The sequence below is a fragment of the Delftia sp. genome (assembly GCF_059499305.1).
On the sequence record NZ_JCABYI010000023.1, the window covers coordinates 36240 to 52365 of the forward strand.

The 16126-nt window shown below is 65.5% G+C and carries 14 protein-coding genes; 9 read left to right on the forward strand and 5 right to left on the reverse strand.

Translation table 11 applies throughout. From position 1 onward, the window contains the following. Positions 1–28: 28 nt before the first annotated feature. The 3 genes from AC5I49_RS14240 to AC5I49_RS14250 all read right to left on the reverse strand — a co-directional run bounded on the left by AC5I49_RS14240 (position 29) and on the right by AC5I49_RS14250 (position 2995). Positions 29–1195 (reverse strand): GGDEF domain-containing protein, encoded by a 1167-nt coding sequence (locus AC5I49_RS14240; RefSeq protein ID WP_047474028.1) that lies wholly within the window; start codon positions 1193–1195, stop codon positions 29–31. A 524-nt stretch (positions 1196–1719) separates the two neighbouring features. After that, the gene (locus tag AC5I49_RS14245) at positions 1720–2403 is read right to left on the reverse strand and encodes an energy-coupling factor ABC transporter permease (RefSeq protein ID WP_016453227.1); all 684 of its coding nucleotides are present in this window, start codon (positions 2401–2403) and stop codon (positions 1720–1722) included. 202 nt (positions 2404–2605) lie between these two features. Continuing rightward, a complete protein-coding gene (locus tag AC5I49_RS14250; protein ID WP_043790259.1) occupies positions 2606–2995 on the reverse strand; it encodes a MerR family transcriptional regulator in 390 nt (129 codons plus the stop codon). A gap of 72 nt (positions 2996–3067) precedes the next feature. On the opposite strand from AC5I49_RS14250, the gene AC5I49_RS14255 reads away from it, so the two are divergent. The 3 genes from AC5I49_RS14255 (at position 3068) to AC5I49_RS14265 (ending at position 7093) form a co-directional block, all read left to right on the forward strand. After that, the gene (locus tag AC5I49_RS14255; protein WP_016450652.1) at positions 3068–4147 is read left to right on the forward strand and encodes an SDR family oxidoreductase; all 1080 of its coding nucleotides are present in this window, start codon (positions 3068–3070) and stop codon (positions 4145–4147) included. 161 nt (positions 4148–4308) lie between these two features. After that, a complete protein-coding gene (locus AC5I49_RS14260; protein WP_046986576.1) occupies positions 4309–5205 on the forward strand; it encodes an oxidoreductase in 897 nt (298 codons plus the stop codon). A 250-nt stretch (positions 5206–5455) separates the two neighbouring features. Then, positions 5456–7093: a sensor domain-containing diguanylate cyclase gene (locus tag AC5I49_RS14265; RefSeq protein WP_279495037.1), complete on the forward strand. Its 1638-nt coding sequence runs from the start codon at positions 5456–5458 to the stop codon at positions 7091–7093. Positions 7094–7115: 22 nt separating this feature from the next. On the opposite strand, the gene AC5I49_RS14270 is transcribed toward AC5I49_RS14265, so the two are convergent. Together AC5I49_RS14270 and AC5I49_RS14275 are read right to left on the reverse strand one after the other, a co-directional pair. Next, on the reverse strand, positions 7116–7604 hold the full coding sequence (locus AC5I49_RS14270; RefSeq protein ID WP_495789542.1) for a MarR family winged helix-turn-helix transcriptional regulator: 489 nt from the start codon (positions 7602–7604) through the stop codon (positions 7116–7118). Continuing rightward, on the reverse strand, positions 7601–8506 hold the full coding sequence (locus AC5I49_RS14275) for an alpha/beta hydrolase (protein WP_495789543.1): 906 nt from the start codon (positions 8504–8506) through the stop codon (positions 7601–7603). The genes AC5I49_RS14270 and AC5I49_RS14275 overlap by 4 nt, the downstream gene beginning before the upstream one ends. A 197-nt stretch (positions 8507–8703) precedes the next feature. Between AC5I49_RS14275 and AC5I49_RS14280 the strand changes: the two genes are divergently transcribed. The 6 genes from AC5I49_RS14280 to AC5I49_RS14305 all read left to right on the forward strand — a co-directional run bounded on the left by AC5I49_RS14280 (position 8704) and on the right by AC5I49_RS14305 (position 15974). Beyond that, the gene (locus AC5I49_RS14280) at positions 8704–9879 is read left to right on the forward strand and encodes an ABC transporter substrate-binding protein (protein ID WP_016450648.1); all 1176 of its coding nucleotides are present in this window, start codon (positions 8704–8706) and stop codon (positions 9877–9879) included. Between the two features lie 110 nt (positions 9880–9989). Then, positions 9990–10910 carry a branched-chain amino acid ABC transporter permease gene (locus tag AC5I49_RS14285; protein ID WP_495789544.1) on the forward strand — a complete coding sequence of 307 codons (921 nt, stop codon included), beginning with the start codon at positions 9990–9992 and terminating at the stop codon, positions 10908–10910. A 2-nt stretch (positions 10911–10912) separates the two neighbouring features. Beyond that, the gene (locus AC5I49_RS14290) at positions 10913–11875 is read left to right on the forward strand and encodes a branched-chain amino acid ABC transporter permease (RefSeq protein WP_070080314.1); all 963 of its coding nucleotides are present in this window, start codon (positions 10913–10915) and stop codon (positions 11873–11875) included. Beyond that, entirely contained in the window at positions 11872–12666 is a 795-nt protein-coding gene (locus tag AC5I49_RS14295) for an ABC transporter ATP-binding protein (protein ID WP_495789545.1), read from the forward strand. The genes AC5I49_RS14290 and AC5I49_RS14295 overlap by 4 nt, the downstream gene beginning before the upstream one ends. Then, the gene (locus tag AC5I49_RS14300; RefSeq protein WP_495789546.1) at positions 12666–13379 is read left to right on the forward strand and encodes an ABC transporter ATP-binding protein; all 714 of its coding nucleotides are present in this window, start codon (positions 12666–12668) and stop codon (positions 13377–13379) included. The genes AC5I49_RS14295 and AC5I49_RS14300 overlap by 1 nt, the downstream gene beginning before the upstream one ends. Positions 13380–13613: 234 nt before the next feature. After that, entirely contained in the window at positions 13614–15974 is a 2361-nt protein-coding gene (locus tag AC5I49_RS14305) for a type VI secretion system Vgr family protein (RefSeq protein ID WP_495789547.1), read from the forward strand. Positions 15975–16126 lie beyond the last annotated feature (152 nt).

The window sequence follows — 16126 nt, forward strand, 5'->3', positions numbered from 1 at the left end:
CGCAAGCGGCCCACCTGCGGCAAGCAGATCATCCGTGGGGCCGCCCTGGGGCAAGCGGGGCGAGTTCCATCCGGTCCCGTCCCTTGCGCTTCGATGCATAGAGGGCCTCGTCGGCCTGCTTGAGCCAGTGGGACAGCTCTGTTCCGGGCTGGTCGAACAAGGCCGCACCGATGCTCAGGGACACGGGCTGCGGCGTCGCGAACATCGCGCGCGCCTGCTGCACGAACGCCTCGCGCAAGTCCTGGCCCAGCGCCTGCGCGGCCGTGCCGCAGACGTTGTGCAGCAGGATCACGAACTCATCCCCGCCCAGCCGCGCGGCCAGTGCGCCGCGAGGCAGCACGCTGCGGATGAGGTCGCTCAGCGTCATCAGCAGGCGGTCGCCGGCATCGTGGCCGTGCAGGTCGTTGACCTGCTTGAAGTGGTCGATGTCGATCAGCAGCAGGGCGCCGGGGCGGGCCGGCGAGGCTTGTGCCAGCAGCGCCGGTGCGCGCAGATAGAGCGCGCGGCGGTTGTCCAGGGAGGTCAGCGGATCGCGGGCGGCAATCTGCGCGATGCGCTCCTCGCGGCGATGGCGCTCCGTCCCGGTCATGGACATGGCCAGCAGCATGATCGCCATCACGCCCTCCACCAGCGAGATCAGGATCACCGTGCCGCGGAAACTGCCCAGGTTGACGAAGGCGTCCAGCGCCACGGTCGATCCTGCCTTGGCGAGGTAGAACAGGCCGTGGGCCAGCAGCACGAAACTCAACTGCGCCGCGCCCATGCCCAGCGCGCCGCCATGCGGGCGCAGCAGCAGGCCGGCGCGCAAGGTGGTGATGGCGATCAGCAGCGACTGGATGCCCAGCATCGCCTTGGACCACCAGGGCCCGTCTGGCAGAAACAGCATGGCCAGCCAGACGACGGCCAGCAGCCACCAGAAGTGCGACAGCCGCACGCGCATGAATCCGGCGACCCCGGCCAGGAACAGCCAGTGGGCGGCGATCAGCAGGCCGTTGGGAAACCAGATGCCCAGCAGCACATGGCCGCTGGAACGCAGCAGGGCCAACACGCAGCCCACGACGATGATGGCGAACCCCGCGCTCCACAGCAGCAGCGAGCGTTCGCGCACGCTGCTCCATTCCGCAGCCAGATACAGCGCCGAAGCGGCCGCCATGGCCGTGGTGAGAACGAGCAGGGTGAAGGGGTCGAGAGCCATGGGCGATGGAGGTATCGGCGCAGGCGCGCTCCTTGTGAGAGCCGCCAGACAAGGAGCAATGCGGCGACGGTCCGTGCCGTCGCGATGCAGTGGAGCAAAGCGAGCGGGGCGGATTGTCGCAGGAAGCGGGTTTTCAGGCTTGCCCGATCACCCGGCTGCAGCGATTCCGGCGTCGGCCGCGTTGCCAAGGCCACGTCGCGGAGGCGAACGCCGGGTCCTTGCACTGCGCAGGCATCCCGCCGCTCCAGACCATGGCGAAGCCGTCTTCACTGCTGGGCTGCGGGCTCTGTTGGAAGCCCGGGGCCTTGTGGAAGGCGGTGGATTTGCCGAGCTCGCTTGCCGGCAGGCTGATGAAGAGGGACCTGGTCATTCTGGACCAAAAGGAAGCGGCCACGGCTGCGCGCGGGGCCGTCCATGCACCTGCCGCTCCCCGCTTTGCCATGGTGGCCCGGGGGCGGCAAGGCGGGAGCACCGGGACAAGATGCCCTATGGGGCGTCAACCGTGACCGGGGGAGCCGGCCCTGTCAGACGGCAACGGCGTGCAGGCGGGTATTGAAAAGCGGCCCTTGGGTGAAGGTCGCCAGGCGCTTGGCCAGCCACAGCACCGCCAGGTCCACCAGGGGTTCCACCAGCACGACGCACATGTAGGCAGCACCGAAGCTTGCCACCTCGGTCAAGGTTGCCAGGCTGGCACCGTGGCCGTAGATGGCCCAGAACGCGACCCACAGGACAATGCCGCCCTGGTAGGTGGTGGACAGGGCCAGGGCCTGCCTGTAGCTGATGTCCACATAGGCCGTGCCGGCGGGAATCAGCCGGCGCGCCAGTTGGTTCACCGCATACAGCGGCACCAGCAAGGTGGTGACGTTCATGCCGTACTGCGGCAGGTCGAAGGGGGCAAAGAACAGGCCCTGCACCAGCAGGCCGAACGCCAGGCCGATGGCCGCAGCTCCCGCGCCGAACATCAGCAGCAAGGTCGAGCCCAGGATCAGATGGACCTCGGACACGCCGACCGGCTCGTGCGGAAACACCTCGAAGAAGCTGAACACCAGCGCGGTGGTGATGACACTGCGGGCCAGCAGCGCGAGCCAGCCGCCGTTGTCGCGCAGGCTTTGCCGTGCCAGGGCCGCGGTCAGGCCGAAGGCCGCTGCGGCGGTGACATAACTGAGGGCGATTTTTTCGGGGCTGACGACGCCGGGTTCGATGTGCATGGGAGGTCCTGAACAGTCAAGGTCCGTTGCAGGGCGGGCGCCGGCTGCGCAACGGCAAAGGTATTGAGCATAGCCGTGGATGAATGGCTGCGCCATGCCTTGGCGCGGCAGATACGTTTTCTGTCCAGGCTGCGCGGATGTACTCGGGTGATGCCGGGAGCAGCCATGCAGCGATTGCCGCTGTTGTCTGGATGCCGACAGCTCACTTCAAGGCGTTGTTGAGTCGCTGAAGCTCAAGTTGCTGGGCAGCACTGGCCTCGAGATTTGCACGCTCCTCGTCCAAATACCGATAAATGCTTTTGAGCTCAGTGATTTTCTTTCTGATTTCCAGCATTTTCTTTTCAATCAACTTGGCACCCTCGGCACAATCGATTGACTTGTTTCTCTGAGCGTCCAGAATTTCGCCTATTTCCGCAAGAGAAAATCCCATGCTTTGTGCGCGCTGGATAAATCCAAGATCCTGCAGGGTTTGTGGTGTGTAAACACGGTAATTGTTGTTTCGCCGCAATGGTGCGATAAGGCCGATCTTCTCGTAGTAGCGCAGGGTATGGCGGCTGGCGCCGCTGCGGACCTCGAGTTCGCCGATATTCATGAGAAAACGCTTGACTATAGAGTTGGGTCGACAGTCTACACTCGATTTTTCATCGTGCCAAGGAGCAGAAAAATGAGCGTGGAGTGCTTTGTTACGGGAGGGACCGGCTTCATCGGCCAGCATCTGGTGTCATGCCTGAGCGCGAAAGGTCACACGATTCGGGTGCTGATGCGTCGCCCGGAGCGCCTGGCGCAACTGCGGGAGCAGGTCGACAATCTGGGAGGTGTCGCAAACCGGGTCTTTGCCGTGGCTGGCGATCTGGAGCAGGAGAGCCTCGGCTTGAGTCTTTCCGATCGAGAGGCTTTGCGGCAGGCCGAAGTTGTGTTCCACCTGGGCGCCCACTTCGCGTGGGGCCTTTCAATGGAGCATTCGCGTGCAGTGAATGTGGAAGGTGCAAAGCGCGTGGCGTTGTTGGCAGCGCAGCAAGATAGCCGGCTGGTGATGATCGGCGGCTATATGCTGAAGAACAATGAACATCTGCAGCGCATCGGAATTGATCCCGGCCATCCGGAAAGGACTCATTGGCCTGCCGTCTATCGGCGTGTCGGCGCTTACGAGGGGAGCAAACTGGAGGCGCATTTCGCGACCCTGGAGTTCATGGCTGCCAAGGGAGGGAAAATGACCGTCGTGCACCCCGCAACGGTCTGTGGTCATAGCCGCACGGGACATATACCTTGCAGCCAGCCACTGGTGGATCTGATACGCAATCTGGCGCAGGGAAAACTGGCTGCAGTGCCCGGTAGCGCAGAGCACTGGTTGCCATTGGTCACTGTGGATTATCTGGTCGAGCTGGTTTCGGCTTGCGCTTTTGATCCTTCCATGGCCGGTCAGGAGCTTCTGGCGCTTGACGACCAAAGTCCCAACTTGCGAGAACTCCTGGCAGAGGTGGCACAACCTCTTGGCATAAAGTCCCCAAAGCATCATATTTCGCTCCGATTGCTGAAATGGCTTTTGAGCATTCCTCCGGTCGCGCGGTTTTTGAATACGGATGCCGAAGCCCTGGACTTCATCCAGACTACGCGTTTTGACACAGCGGCGGTCGAGCAATTCGCCAAAAGGCACGGAATATCAAAGCCGGATATTCGTCAATCGTTACGGAATACTGCAATGTTCGTCAACTCATATTGCATGCCCAATGAAAGAGTCCACTGACGTGTATTGTGCCGGGATGAATACTGAGAAACTATCAAGATGCATTGCACCTATGCACGCACAGCCAAGAGCAGCCCTCCACTGCGCCCGTGGCACTCCATAATTGTCCTTTTCAGGTGTCGAGGCCGGCGCCGAGCATCCGTTTCGAGGAATCCGCTTCAGTGAATCAACAAGTCCATACAAGAATCGCTGTCCTGGGGCCCGGTGCGATCGGGACCACCGTCGCTGCTGCGTTGCACGAAGTCGGCCGCACGCCCATGCTTTGCGGCCGTACGCCGCGTGACAGCCTGGTGCTGCAAGGTAGCGGTGTTCGCATCGTTGTTCCCGGGCCGGTGAGAACGGATCCAGCACAGATTGCACGCCCGGTGGACCTCGTTTTTCTCGCGGTCAAAGCGACTCAGACCGCTGCCACTGCGCAATGGCTTGCGGCGTTGAGCGGCCCGCAAACCGTCGTGTGTGTCCTGCAAAACGGGGTCGAGCAGTTGGAGAGTGTCACTGCGCTGTGCCCTCAGGGGCGAGTCGTTCCTGCAGTCGTGTGGTTCCCTGCGCAGGCGCAATCCGATGGGTCGGTGCTCCTGCGCAGCGATGCTCGGATCAGCCTGCCTGACGAAGCGGCCTCCCTCGTGGTTGCGCAGGCACTGCAAGGCTCCCGGTGCCTGGTAGACCTGGTTTCGAATTTCAGATCTCTGGCCTGGCAAAAGCTGCTGCAGAACGCGGCGGCCGGGCTCATGGCGCTCACGCATCGCCGCTCGGGCATGTACGGCCGGCACGACATTTCCAAGCTCACACTGGACTACCTGCAGGAGTGCCTGGCCGTGGCACGCGCCGAAGGTGCTGAACTGGGCGATGAGGTCCCGCAGGCGATCCTCGACAAGTTCCAGGCATCCCCTGCCGACCTGGGCACGTCCATACTGGCGGATCGCGAAGCAGGCCGTCCGCTCGAATGGGATATCCGCAACGGCGTTATCGCGCGCCGCGGCCGGGCGCGCGGGGTTCCGACCCCGATCGGTGATGTCTTGGTGCCGCTTCTTGCTGCCGCGAGCGACGGCCCCGGCTGATCACCCATGCCTTGACGATAAGGCCTGTGATCACAGGCCTGCCATCCGCATTCAGCCTGAAACTGCCGGCAGCACCCCCCAATCCCAACCCTGCCGGCCGATTTTTCCGAAGCCGGGGACAATACCGGGTTCGCGGGTTTTTCCGGCTCGACCTGGGTCGAGGACGGGAATCGCTTGCGGAAGGAAGCTGCACTGGCGTTGAACCCGGACGCAGAAAACCCCAAGATCGGACGGCGGCGAGACCGCCGAGATGGCGCAGGTGCATGTGACGAAGAGGGATTGGTGGACAAGGGCCTGCCGCAGCCGCAGCGGTCGGCCCGTCAAACGCGATACCCGCCTGGTGGGCTGGCTGCTGGCCGTGGTGTTCGTGTCGGTGTCGGCGGCCACGGTGTGGCAGTTGGTGGCTGCACGCCAGCGCACGCTGGCCGAGGTGGATACCGTCAACCGCAATCTGGCGCAGACGCTGAATACCTATTCCGAAGGCGTGATCACCCAAAGCTCCATGCTGCTGCTGGGCATTGCCGAAAGGCTGGAGCTGGATGGCGCCGGTGCCGCGCACCTGGAGCGCGTGCTGCATCTGGTCAACCGCCAGGAGCAGCTGCTGAACCAGCTCAACGAGCTGCTGGTCGTGGACGCGCAGGGGCGCTGGCTGATGTCGTCCAAGGGGACGTTTCCCCCAGGAACGCAAAGCGCGGACCGCGACTTCTTCACGCACCACCGCGACGACCCGTCGTCAGGCATCTACATCGGGCCGCCGATCCGCAGCCGCTCCACAAGCGAATGGGTGATCACCATCAGCCGGCGCTATACCGACAGCGAGGGCCAGTTTGCCGGCGTGGTCGTGGTGACGCTGGGTGTGGAAAATTTCCTGCGGCTGTTCGGCAAGATCGACATCGGCGAGCAGGGCGCCATTTCACTGAGCACGCCGGGCGGGCAACTGCTGGTGCGCCACCCCTTCCGTGAGCAGGACCTGGGCCGGGACTTCTCGCAGTCGCCCAATTTCCTGCGCCACTATGCGGGGGCGATGTCGGGCACGGCGTCGTTCCGCTCGGGCCTGGATGGCACGGAAAGAATCTATGCCTTCCTGCGCAGCGAGCGCTATCCGCTGGTGACCACGGTGGCCCTGGGCCGCGACGAGGCGCTCAGTTCCTGGCAGCGCCAGGCGCAGCTGACGCTGGCCGTGGTGCTGGGGCTGTTTCTGGCGATTGCGCTGATCGGCTGGCGGCTGACGGCGGCGATGCGGCTGCGCTCGCGTGCCGAATGCTCCCTGGTCAGCGCGCGCGAGGAATTGCTGCAGGCCAACCGCCGGCTGGAGGTGCTGGCCGCCCAGGACCAGCTCACGGGCCTGGCCAACCGGCGCCGCTTCGACGAGGTGCTGGAGCGCGAGGCACGGCGCGCCGTGCGCGAGGGCACGCCGCTGTCGCTGCTGCTGATCGATCTGGACCATTTCAAGGGCTACAACGACGCCTACGGCCATGTGGCAGGCGATGCCTGCCTGCAGACAGTGTGTCGCGCCCTGGCCCAGGCCGTGCAGCGGCCCGGCGACATGGCGGCGCGCTACGGCGGGGAGGAGCTGGCCGTGGTGCTTCCCAATACGGACCAGGCCGGCGGGCTGCAGGTGGCCGAGCGGCTGCGTGCGCGCATCGAGGGCCTGGGCCTGGAGCACCGCAGCAGCCGCTTCGGCCATGTGACGGCCAGCATCGGCGTGGCGACAGCGCAGTGCGGTGAGGCTGGCGCGACACAAGGCGCTACACAAAGCGCTACACAAAGCGCTACACAAGGCACTACCCACGGCTCCACCCAAGGTGCCGCCGTGGCGCTGGTGGAAGCGGCCGACCGTGCGCTGTACCGCGCCAAGGCCGCAGGGCGCAACTGCGTGCAGGGCTGAATGGGGGTGGGTCTGCGTGCGCTCAGTCCGTGGGCGAGCGGTGGGCCACCACCTGCTGCTTGAGGTCGCCCAGCGCCTGGTACAGCTCGTTGCGGCTGGCCTGCGGCATGTCGCCGAACATGCCCATGACCCAGGACTCATGCGCCTTGGCCATGCGCGCAAAGGTCTTGCGGCCCAGCGGGGTGAGGTGCAGCACGGAGCTGCGCCGGTCGGACTCCACCTTGGTGCGCACCACCAGGCCTTCTTTCTCCAACTGGTCGGTGATGCCGGTGATGTTGCCGTTGGTCACCATCATGTGGCGCGACAGCTCGCCCATCTTCATGCCCTCGGGCGCGCGCTGCAGCTGGGCCATGAGGTCGAAGCGGGGCAGGGTGGTGTCGAATTCGCTGCGCAGGCGGTTGCGGATCTCGCCTTCGATGAGGTTGCAGCAGGTGAGCATGCGCAGCCACAGGCGCAGCGCATGGTGGTCGTCGGGCGCGGCGCGCGACTCCAGGTCGGGAGCGTGGGTCATGGCTGGTTCTGCGGTGTGGGGGCGCTCAAGCCCATCTGCGCGAGGATGGCGCGCGTCAGCGGGCTGGCCGGGTCGTTCAGGGTGAGCACGATGTCGAAATGGTTGGTGCCGGGCATGGCCACGTACTGGCCTGACGATGGACCGGGGCCACAGCGCTGGTTCCAGGCGGCCAGGTAGTCGTCGCTCTGGCGCTTGAATTCATCGGTCTCGCTCTCGCCGTAGCTGACGATGAGCGGGCAGGCCGCGCCGTGCGGCAGGAGGGCGGGGCTGTTGCGAATGGCGTCCTGCTCGCTCAGGCGCATCCATTCGTTGATGTGGGTGTGCACCAGCGGGCGCAGGTCGAACAGGCCCGACAGCGGTGCGGCGCCGCGCACCACGTCCTCGGGCACGCCGTAGTCCGCATGCCAGCCGCCGGCCAGCAGCATGCCCGCCAGGTGGCCGCCGGCCGAGCTGCCGCAGACATGGATGCGGCCCGGGTCGCCGCCGTAGCGGGCGATGTGGGCATGCACCCAGGCCAGGGCGCGGCGTGTCTGGTCCACGATGTGGTCCAGCGTGACGGCGGGCGCCAGTGAATAGTTCAGGGCCACCACCACGGCGCCGGCGCGCGTGAAGGTGGGCGCCATGCTGCTGGAGTCGTCCTTGGACAGCAGCCGCCAGTAGCCGCCGTGGATGAAGAAGAGAACAGGGGCGCCTGCCGCCCCGGTTGCTGCCGGGAAAATGTCCAGCAGCTCGTCGGCATGCTTGCCATAGGCCACGTTCAGCGCGCAGGGCAGGCTCTGGCGCGCGGCCCGGCTGTCGTCGGCATAGGCCTTGATGATGGGGGTGATGTCGCGTACCGTCGCGCGGGCGTTGTACTGGACATCGAGTCCGGCGCGGTCGTAGTGACGGTAGAGTGCGGGCATTGGAACGGAGATGGCGCGAAATGGTTTGTATGGCAGGTATTGGTACAAGTCCCAGACTTGTTCTGCAAAATACTTTAAACCTAAACTAAGACCCGCGCCAACCGTTCCAGCCCTTACAGAGTTTCCCGTCCAGCGTGACGGAAGACTGCCTCACCACCGATTGTCATCCGCGCGGCCCGCGCAAGGAGCACAGCAGCATGCGTTTCCTCACCCCCTTCCTGGCCGCAGCGGCCCTGGCCCCTGCCTTTGTTCCCGCGCTCGCGCAGGCGGACACCATCAAGGTCGGTATCGCCAACGATATTTCCGGGCCGTTTGCCGCGCTGGGCGCCGAGGCGCGTGACGGCTTCAACCTCGCCATCAAGCAGCTGGGCGGCAAGCTGGGCGGCCAGCCGGCCGAGTTCCTGCAGACCGACATGGGCGGCAACCCCGACCAGGCGCGCCAGCTGGTCACGCGCTACATACAGCGCGACAAGGTGGATTTCTTCACCGGCCCCATCGGCTCCAACGTGGCCCTGGCCGTGGGCCCGGCGCTGTTCGGCGCCAAGGTGCCCTACCTGTCCAACAATCCCGGCCCCAGCCAGTTCGCGGGCGCGCAGTGCAATGCGTTCTGGTTCGGCACGTCCTACCAGAACGATGCCTTCCACGAGGCAGCCGGCAAGCTGGCGGCCGACCGTGGCTTCAAGAAGATGTTCATCATGGCGCCCGACTATCCGGCCGGCAAGGATGCGCTGGTCGGCTTCAAGCGCGGCTACAAGACCGCGCCCGGCGAAGAGGTCTACACCAAGCTGGGCCAGATCGACTACGCGGCCGAACTGGCCCAGATCCGCGCGGCCAAGCCCGATGCGGTCTACATCTTCCTGCCGGGCGGCATGGGCATCAACTTCGTCAAGCAGTTCGTGTCCACGGGGCTGTCGCAAAGCGTCAAGCTGATCGGCCCGGGCTTCTCGGCCGACGAGGACGTGATCCAGGCCGTGGGCGAGCCCATGCTGGGCATGGTCAACACCGCGCAGTGGGCGCATGACCTGGACGTGCCGCAGAACAAGGCCTTCGTCGAGGCCTTCCGCAAGGAGTACAAGGGCCGCAACCCCTCGGTCTACGCGGCCCAGGCGTATGACGTGATCATGGCCATGGATGCGGCCGTCAAGCAGGCCGGCGGCAAGGCCTCGGACCGCCAGGCCATCGTCAAGGCGCTGGAGAAGGCCGACTACGCCTCGGTGCGCGGCCCCTTCACGTACGGCAAGAACCACTACCCCATCCAGGCCTACTACCAGCGCGTGATCGAGAAGGATGGCAGCGGCCGCATCACCAACAAGCTGGTGGGCAAGGTGTTCGACAAGTACCAGGACGTCTACGTCAACGACTGCAAGATGTGACCCCGCCGCCGCGCCCCCGTCGGGCGCGGCGTGCCTTGATCTTGATTTTCAAAGCCGGATGATTTGTTGACCGCGCGCGGGCCGATGCGCCTGCGGCAGGGGGCGTGTGGATGACGTGGACGCTGCTCTTGGAGCAATTGCTCAATGGCCTGCAGTTCGGGCTGATGCTGTTTCTGATCGCGGCCGGGCTGACCCTGGTGTTCGGCATCATGGACATCATGAACCTGGCCCATGGCTCGCTGTACATGGCGGGCGCCTATGTGGCGGCCGAGACCCTGCATCGCACGGGCTCGTTCACGGCGGCGGTGCTGGTGGCGGCCGTGGCCACGGGCGTGGCGGGTGTGGTGCTGGAGCTGGTGCTGATACGGCGCCTTGCCGTGCGCGACCACCTGGCCCAGGTGCTGGGCAGCTATGCGGTCATCCTCATCGCCAATGACCTGGTCAAGATGGTCTGGGGCCCGGCGCCCGTGATGCTGAACATGCCGGCCGCGCTGTCCGGGCCCGTGCAGCTGCTGCCCGATCTCATGTACCCGGCCTATCGGCTGATGATCATCGTCTTCGGCCTGGCCGCCGCGTTGGGCCTGTATTGGTTCGTGACGCGCACGCGCGCCGGCGTGCTGGTGCGGGCGGGCGCCTCCAACCGCCAGATGGCCACGCTGATGGGCGTGCGCGTGCCGCTGCTGTTCCTGGGCGTGTTCACGCTGGGCGCCATGCTGGCGGCGGTGGCGGGCGCGCTGCTGGGACCCATCACCTCGGTGCAGGTGGGCATGGGCGAGGACATCCTGATCCTGGTGCTGGTGTGCATCGTCATCGGCGGCATAGGCTCCATACGCGGCGCCCTGGTGGGCGCCTTGCTGGTGGGCATGGTGGATACGGCGGGGCGGGCCTTCCTGCCCATGCTGCTGCGCCAGGTGTTCTCCCCGGCCGTGGCGTCCAGCGTGGGGCCCACGCTGGCGGCGATTTCCATCTACGTGCTGATGGCGGTGGTGCTGGTGTACCGTCCTTCCGGCCTTTTCCCTGCGCGAGGCTGAGCATGGAACACAGCACATTGCAAGGCAGGTTCCAGGCCCGGTTCTTCTGGACCGTGCTCGCGCTGCTGGCGCTGGCGGTGTTCCCGCTGGTGGCTCCGGCGCTGGGGCTGGACTTCTACATCTCCTTCGTGCGCCGCGTGCTGATCTACGCGCTGGCCGCCACCAGCCTGAACCTCATCCTGGGCTATGGCGGCATGGTGGCCCTGGGGCACGCGGCCTTCTTCGGTGCGGGGGCCTACGCGGTGGGCATCCTGGCCATGAACGGTGTGACCTCGGCCCTGGTCGCCTGGCCTGCCGCCGCGCTGCTGGCCGGGCTGCTGGCCGCCGCCACGGGCGCCGTGTCGCTGCGCACGCGCGGCGTGTACTTCATCATGATCACGCTGGCCTTTGCGCAGATGCTGTTCTATATCTTCATCTCGCTGCGCCAGTACGGCGGCGAGGACGGGCTGAACCTGCCCGGCCATTCCGTGCTGCCCGGGCTGGACCTGGGCCACGACGTTTCTTTCTACTACGTGGTGCTGGCGCTGTTCGCGGTGCTGATGGCCTTGTTCGGCCGGCTGGTGGATTCGCGCTTCGGCAAGGCGCTGCAGGGCGTGCGCGAGAACGAGTCGCGCATGGAGTCGCTGGGCTACCCGGTCTACCGCCTGAAGCTCGTGGCCTTCGTTCTCAGCGGCGCGGTGGCGGGGCTGGCGGGCGCGCTGCTGGCCAACCACAACCTGTTCATCTCGCCCAGCCTCATGCACTGGACCCAGTCGGCCAACCTGCTGATCATGGTGCTGGTCGGTGGCGTGGGCCTGCGCTGGGGCGGCGTGGCCGGCGCCGTCGTCATGCTGACGCTGGAGGAAGTGCTTCGCATGTGGACCGAGTACTGGCACTTGCCGCTGGGCCTGCTGCTGCTGTGCGTGGTGTTCGGCGCGCCACGCGGCCTGACGGGCCTGTGGTCCGCACGCGGGAGGCAGGCATGAGCGGCGCGGCCACACCTATCTCCATCCCCACCCCGGCCCTGGAGGCCAAGGGCCTGGTGCGCCGCTTTGGCGCGCTGCTGGCCACCGACCATGTCTCGCTGTCGCTGGCGCCTGGCGAGATCCATGCGCTGATCGGCCCCAATGGCGCGGGCAAGTCCACGCTCATCCATCTGCTGTCGGGCACGCTGGCGGCCGACGCCGGCACCCTGGCACTGGCCGGGCGCGACGTGAGCGCGCTCAACGCCCACCAGCGCGTGGCGGCGGGGCTGTCGCGGTCGTTCCAGATCACCAACATCTTCAAGCAGTCCAGCGTGCTGGACAACCTGGCGCTGGCCGTGCAGGCGCATGCGGGCAGCAGCTTCAGCTTCTGGCGCCCGCGCGCGGCCGAGACCGCGCTCTATGAGCAGGCCCGCGAGCTGGCGCGCGAATGCGCCATTGACGCCAGCCTGCTGCAACGCCCCGCAGGCACGCTGCCGCATGGCGAGCAGCGCAAGCTGGAATTCGCGCTGGCCCTGGCTGCGCGCCCCGGCGTGCTGCTGCTGGACGAGCCCATGGCCGGCATGGGGCCTGATGAAACACTGCGCCTGACCGAGCTGATCGAGTCCCTGCGCGGCCGTGCCGCCATGCTGCTGGTGGAGCACGACATGCAGGCCGTGTTCCGCCTGGCCGACCGCATCTCCGTGCTGGTCTACGGCCGCATCATCGCCACCGGCACGCCCGACGAGATACGTGGCAACGCCGATGTGCGCCAGGCCTACCTGGGAGACGAAGAAGTGAAGGAGGGCGCGTGATGCTCGAAATGCAGGCCGTGCAAAGCGGCTACGGACCCAGCCAGGTGCTGTTCGGCGTGGACCTGCGCATCGAGGCTGGCCAGGTCGTCACCCTGCTGGGCCGCAACGGAATGGGCAAGACCACGCTGCTTCGCACGCTGCTGGGCCAGCTGCCGCTGCGCGCTGGCTGCATGGTGTTTGCCGGGCAGGACATCGCCGGCTGGGCCACCGACCGCATCGCCCGCGCCGGCGTGGCCATCGTGCCCGAAGGCCGCCAGTGCTTTCCCAACCTCACGGTGCGCGAGCACCTGACGGCCTTTGTGGCCCATCGCAATTCGGGCAGTCCCGGCGCGGCACAGCCCTGGACGCCCGAGCGCGTGTTCGCGCTGTTCCCCCGCCTGGGCGAGCGCGCCTCCAACATGGGCAACCAACTGTCGGGCGGTGAACAGCAAATGCTGGCCATAGGCCGCGCCCTGGTCACCAACCCGCGCCTGCTCATCCTGGACGAAGCCACCGAGGGCCTGGCCCCCCGCATCCGCGAAGAGATCTGGTCCTGCCTGGCCCAGCTGCGCGCCGCTGGCCAGACCATCCTGGTCATCGACAAATACGTGGAGCGCCTGCTGGGCCTGGCCGACCGCCACCTCATCCTGGAGCGCGGCAAGGTCGTGTGGAGCGGAGACTCGGCCGCGCTGGATGGGGACAGAGCGCTGTGGGAACGGTATTTGGGAGTGTGAGCACGCGCAATGCATTCGCAGTTCAAGGCGAATGCATTGCGCGATGGAGGGTTGAATGGCATTGAAGATCAATGGGTGGCATGCCATTCAAATACATGCCTGTATCCAAGATGGGAAATTGCTTACATTTACAGAGTGTATCTGACCCTGCATTTGATTGCCCTATAGCCATCGGCTTGTCTATGATCCCCGCTCACCAAGAGACGGGAGGCCGCCCCCAGGGCGGTTCATACAATGACACGCCGAGTCACCATCCATACGCCATTGGGCGATGAACTGCATTTCCGTGAATTGCGCGGCCAGGAAAACATCAGCCAGCTCTTCAGCCTCGATGTGGAAATGCTCAGCGAAAACGAAAGCATCGATCCCAAGGCCCTATTGGGAAAAAACGCCACCATAGAAATTGAAACCCAGGGCGGCGGCAGGCGCTTCATCGACGGCATCGTCACCCGCTTCGGCATGCAGGGCCAGGACCACCGCCACTACGCCTACAAGGCGCGCCTGAGCCCCTGGCTGTGGCTGGCCACGCGCAAGAGCGACTTTCGCATCTTCCAGAACCTCAACGTGCCCGACATCATCGAGCAGGTATTGGGCGTCTATGGCCATCCCCTGCAAAAGAAACTCACGCGCGCCTATCGCAGTTGGGATTACTGCGTGCAATACAACGAAAGCGATTGCGACTTCGTCTCGCGATTGATGGAACACGAAGGCATCTACTATTTCTTCGAGCACGCATCGGGCCAGCACACCCTGGTGCTGTGCGACGACATCATTGCCTCGCATGGCGCATTGCCCGGCGGCGAATCCATTCCCTTCTATCCCCCGGAAAAAGCCGCCGCAGGCGACCAGGAAAACATCCACGCCTGGCAGCTGGAGCAGGAAATCAAGCCGGGCCGCCATTACATCGACGACTACGACTTCAAAAAGCCCCGGGCCGAACTGTCCCACATGCGCCGCGATCCACCGGGCCATGCGCACGACGGCCATGAAACCTACGAATGGCCGGGCGGCTACACGGAGTACGGCGATGGAGATGCCTACATCCGCGTGCGCCTGAAGCAAGGCCTCACGGGCCACAGCCGGGTGCGGGGCCAGTCCTGCCACCGGGCGCTGGCCACGGGCTACACCTTCAGCCTCTACAACTACCCGCGTGGTGACCAGAACCGGCAGTACCTGATCACCGGCCTGAGCTACCACCTCAAGGAGAACCCCCGCGTCAGCGCTGTGGCCCCGGGCGCCAAGGGCAGCGCCGCCGAAGACGGCTCCTTCCAGCGCTACGAACTGCAGGCTCAGCCCACCAGCCTGGCCTTCACGCCGCCGCGCACCACGCCCAAGCCGCGCACCACGGGCCCGCAGACCGCCGTCGTCGTGGGCCCGGCCGGAGAAGAAATCTGGACCGACGAATACGGCCGCATCAAGGTGCAGTTCCACTGGGACCGGCTGGGCAGCAAGGACCAGAACTCCAGCTGCTGGATCCGCGTGGCCACCAACTGGGCAGGCCCGGGCTTTGGCGCCATCTCGATCCCCCGCATAGGGCATGAGGTGGTGGTGGACTTCCTCAACGGCGACCCGGACTATCCCATCGTCACGGGCTGCGTCTACAACGCGGCCAACATGCCGCCCTGGGCGCTGCCGGCCAATGCCACGCAATCGGGCATCAAGACCCGATCGAGCAAGGATGGCAACCCGGGGTCAGGCATGAAGAACGGCCAGGGCGACGCCAACGCCATCCGCTTCGAGGACAAGGCGGGCGCCGAACAGCTGTGGCTGCACGCGCAAAAGGACCAGCTCACCGAAGTCGAGAACGACGAGGACAAATGGGTGGGCAACGACCGGCGCAAGACCATCGACCGGGACGAGACCAGCGTCATCCACCGCGACCGCACCGAGACCGTGGACCGCGACGAGACCATCACCGTGCACAACAACCGCACGGAGCGGGTGGACCACGACGAGAAGATCAGCATCGGCGACAACCGCAATGAAGACGTTGGCATCGACGAGAACATCTCCATCGGCAAGAACCGCAGCAAGACCATCGGCAAGACCGAGACCGACAAGATAGGCCAGAACTGGCACGTCACGGTCGGCCTGCTCAAGACCCAGACCATAGGCATGGCCTACATGCAGAACGTGGGTGGGATGAAGATGATGAACATCGGCGTCAACTACATGGAAAACATCGGCGTGGCCATGCAGACCCATGTGGGCATGAACCAGAGCCTCACCGTGGGGCAGGAGCGCCAGGTCAAGGTCGGCAGCAAGCAAAGCACCGAAGTGGGCTCGCAGTACTCGCTGACCGTGGGCGGTGGTGGCGGAGGTGGCGGTGGCGGTGGCGCGGGAGGTGGCGCCGGTGGCGGCATGGCCATGAACATCACGGCGCCCGGTGGGGGCGATGGCGGCGGTGGTGGGGGTGCAGGCGGAGGTGGCAAGGCCTCGCAGCTCACCATGGATGGACAAAGCATCCAGCTCAATGCCGCCAAGATCCGGCTCGAAGCCCAGCAGGAAATCCTGCTGACCTGCGGCGAAAGCACCATCCGCATCACGCCCGGCGACATCCAGATCCTCTCGCCCATGGACCGGCTCAACTGCTGAAGGCAGACAGCCCGTACCGCGTTCCCCGTATCCGCATTCCCGTTCTCCCCCATCTCTCCAGGAGCAGCCTCGCATGAGTGGCAAACCCGCAGCCCGCATCACCGACAGCGTCGTCAAGGGCAAGATCGTCACCGGCTCGCGCACCGTGCTCA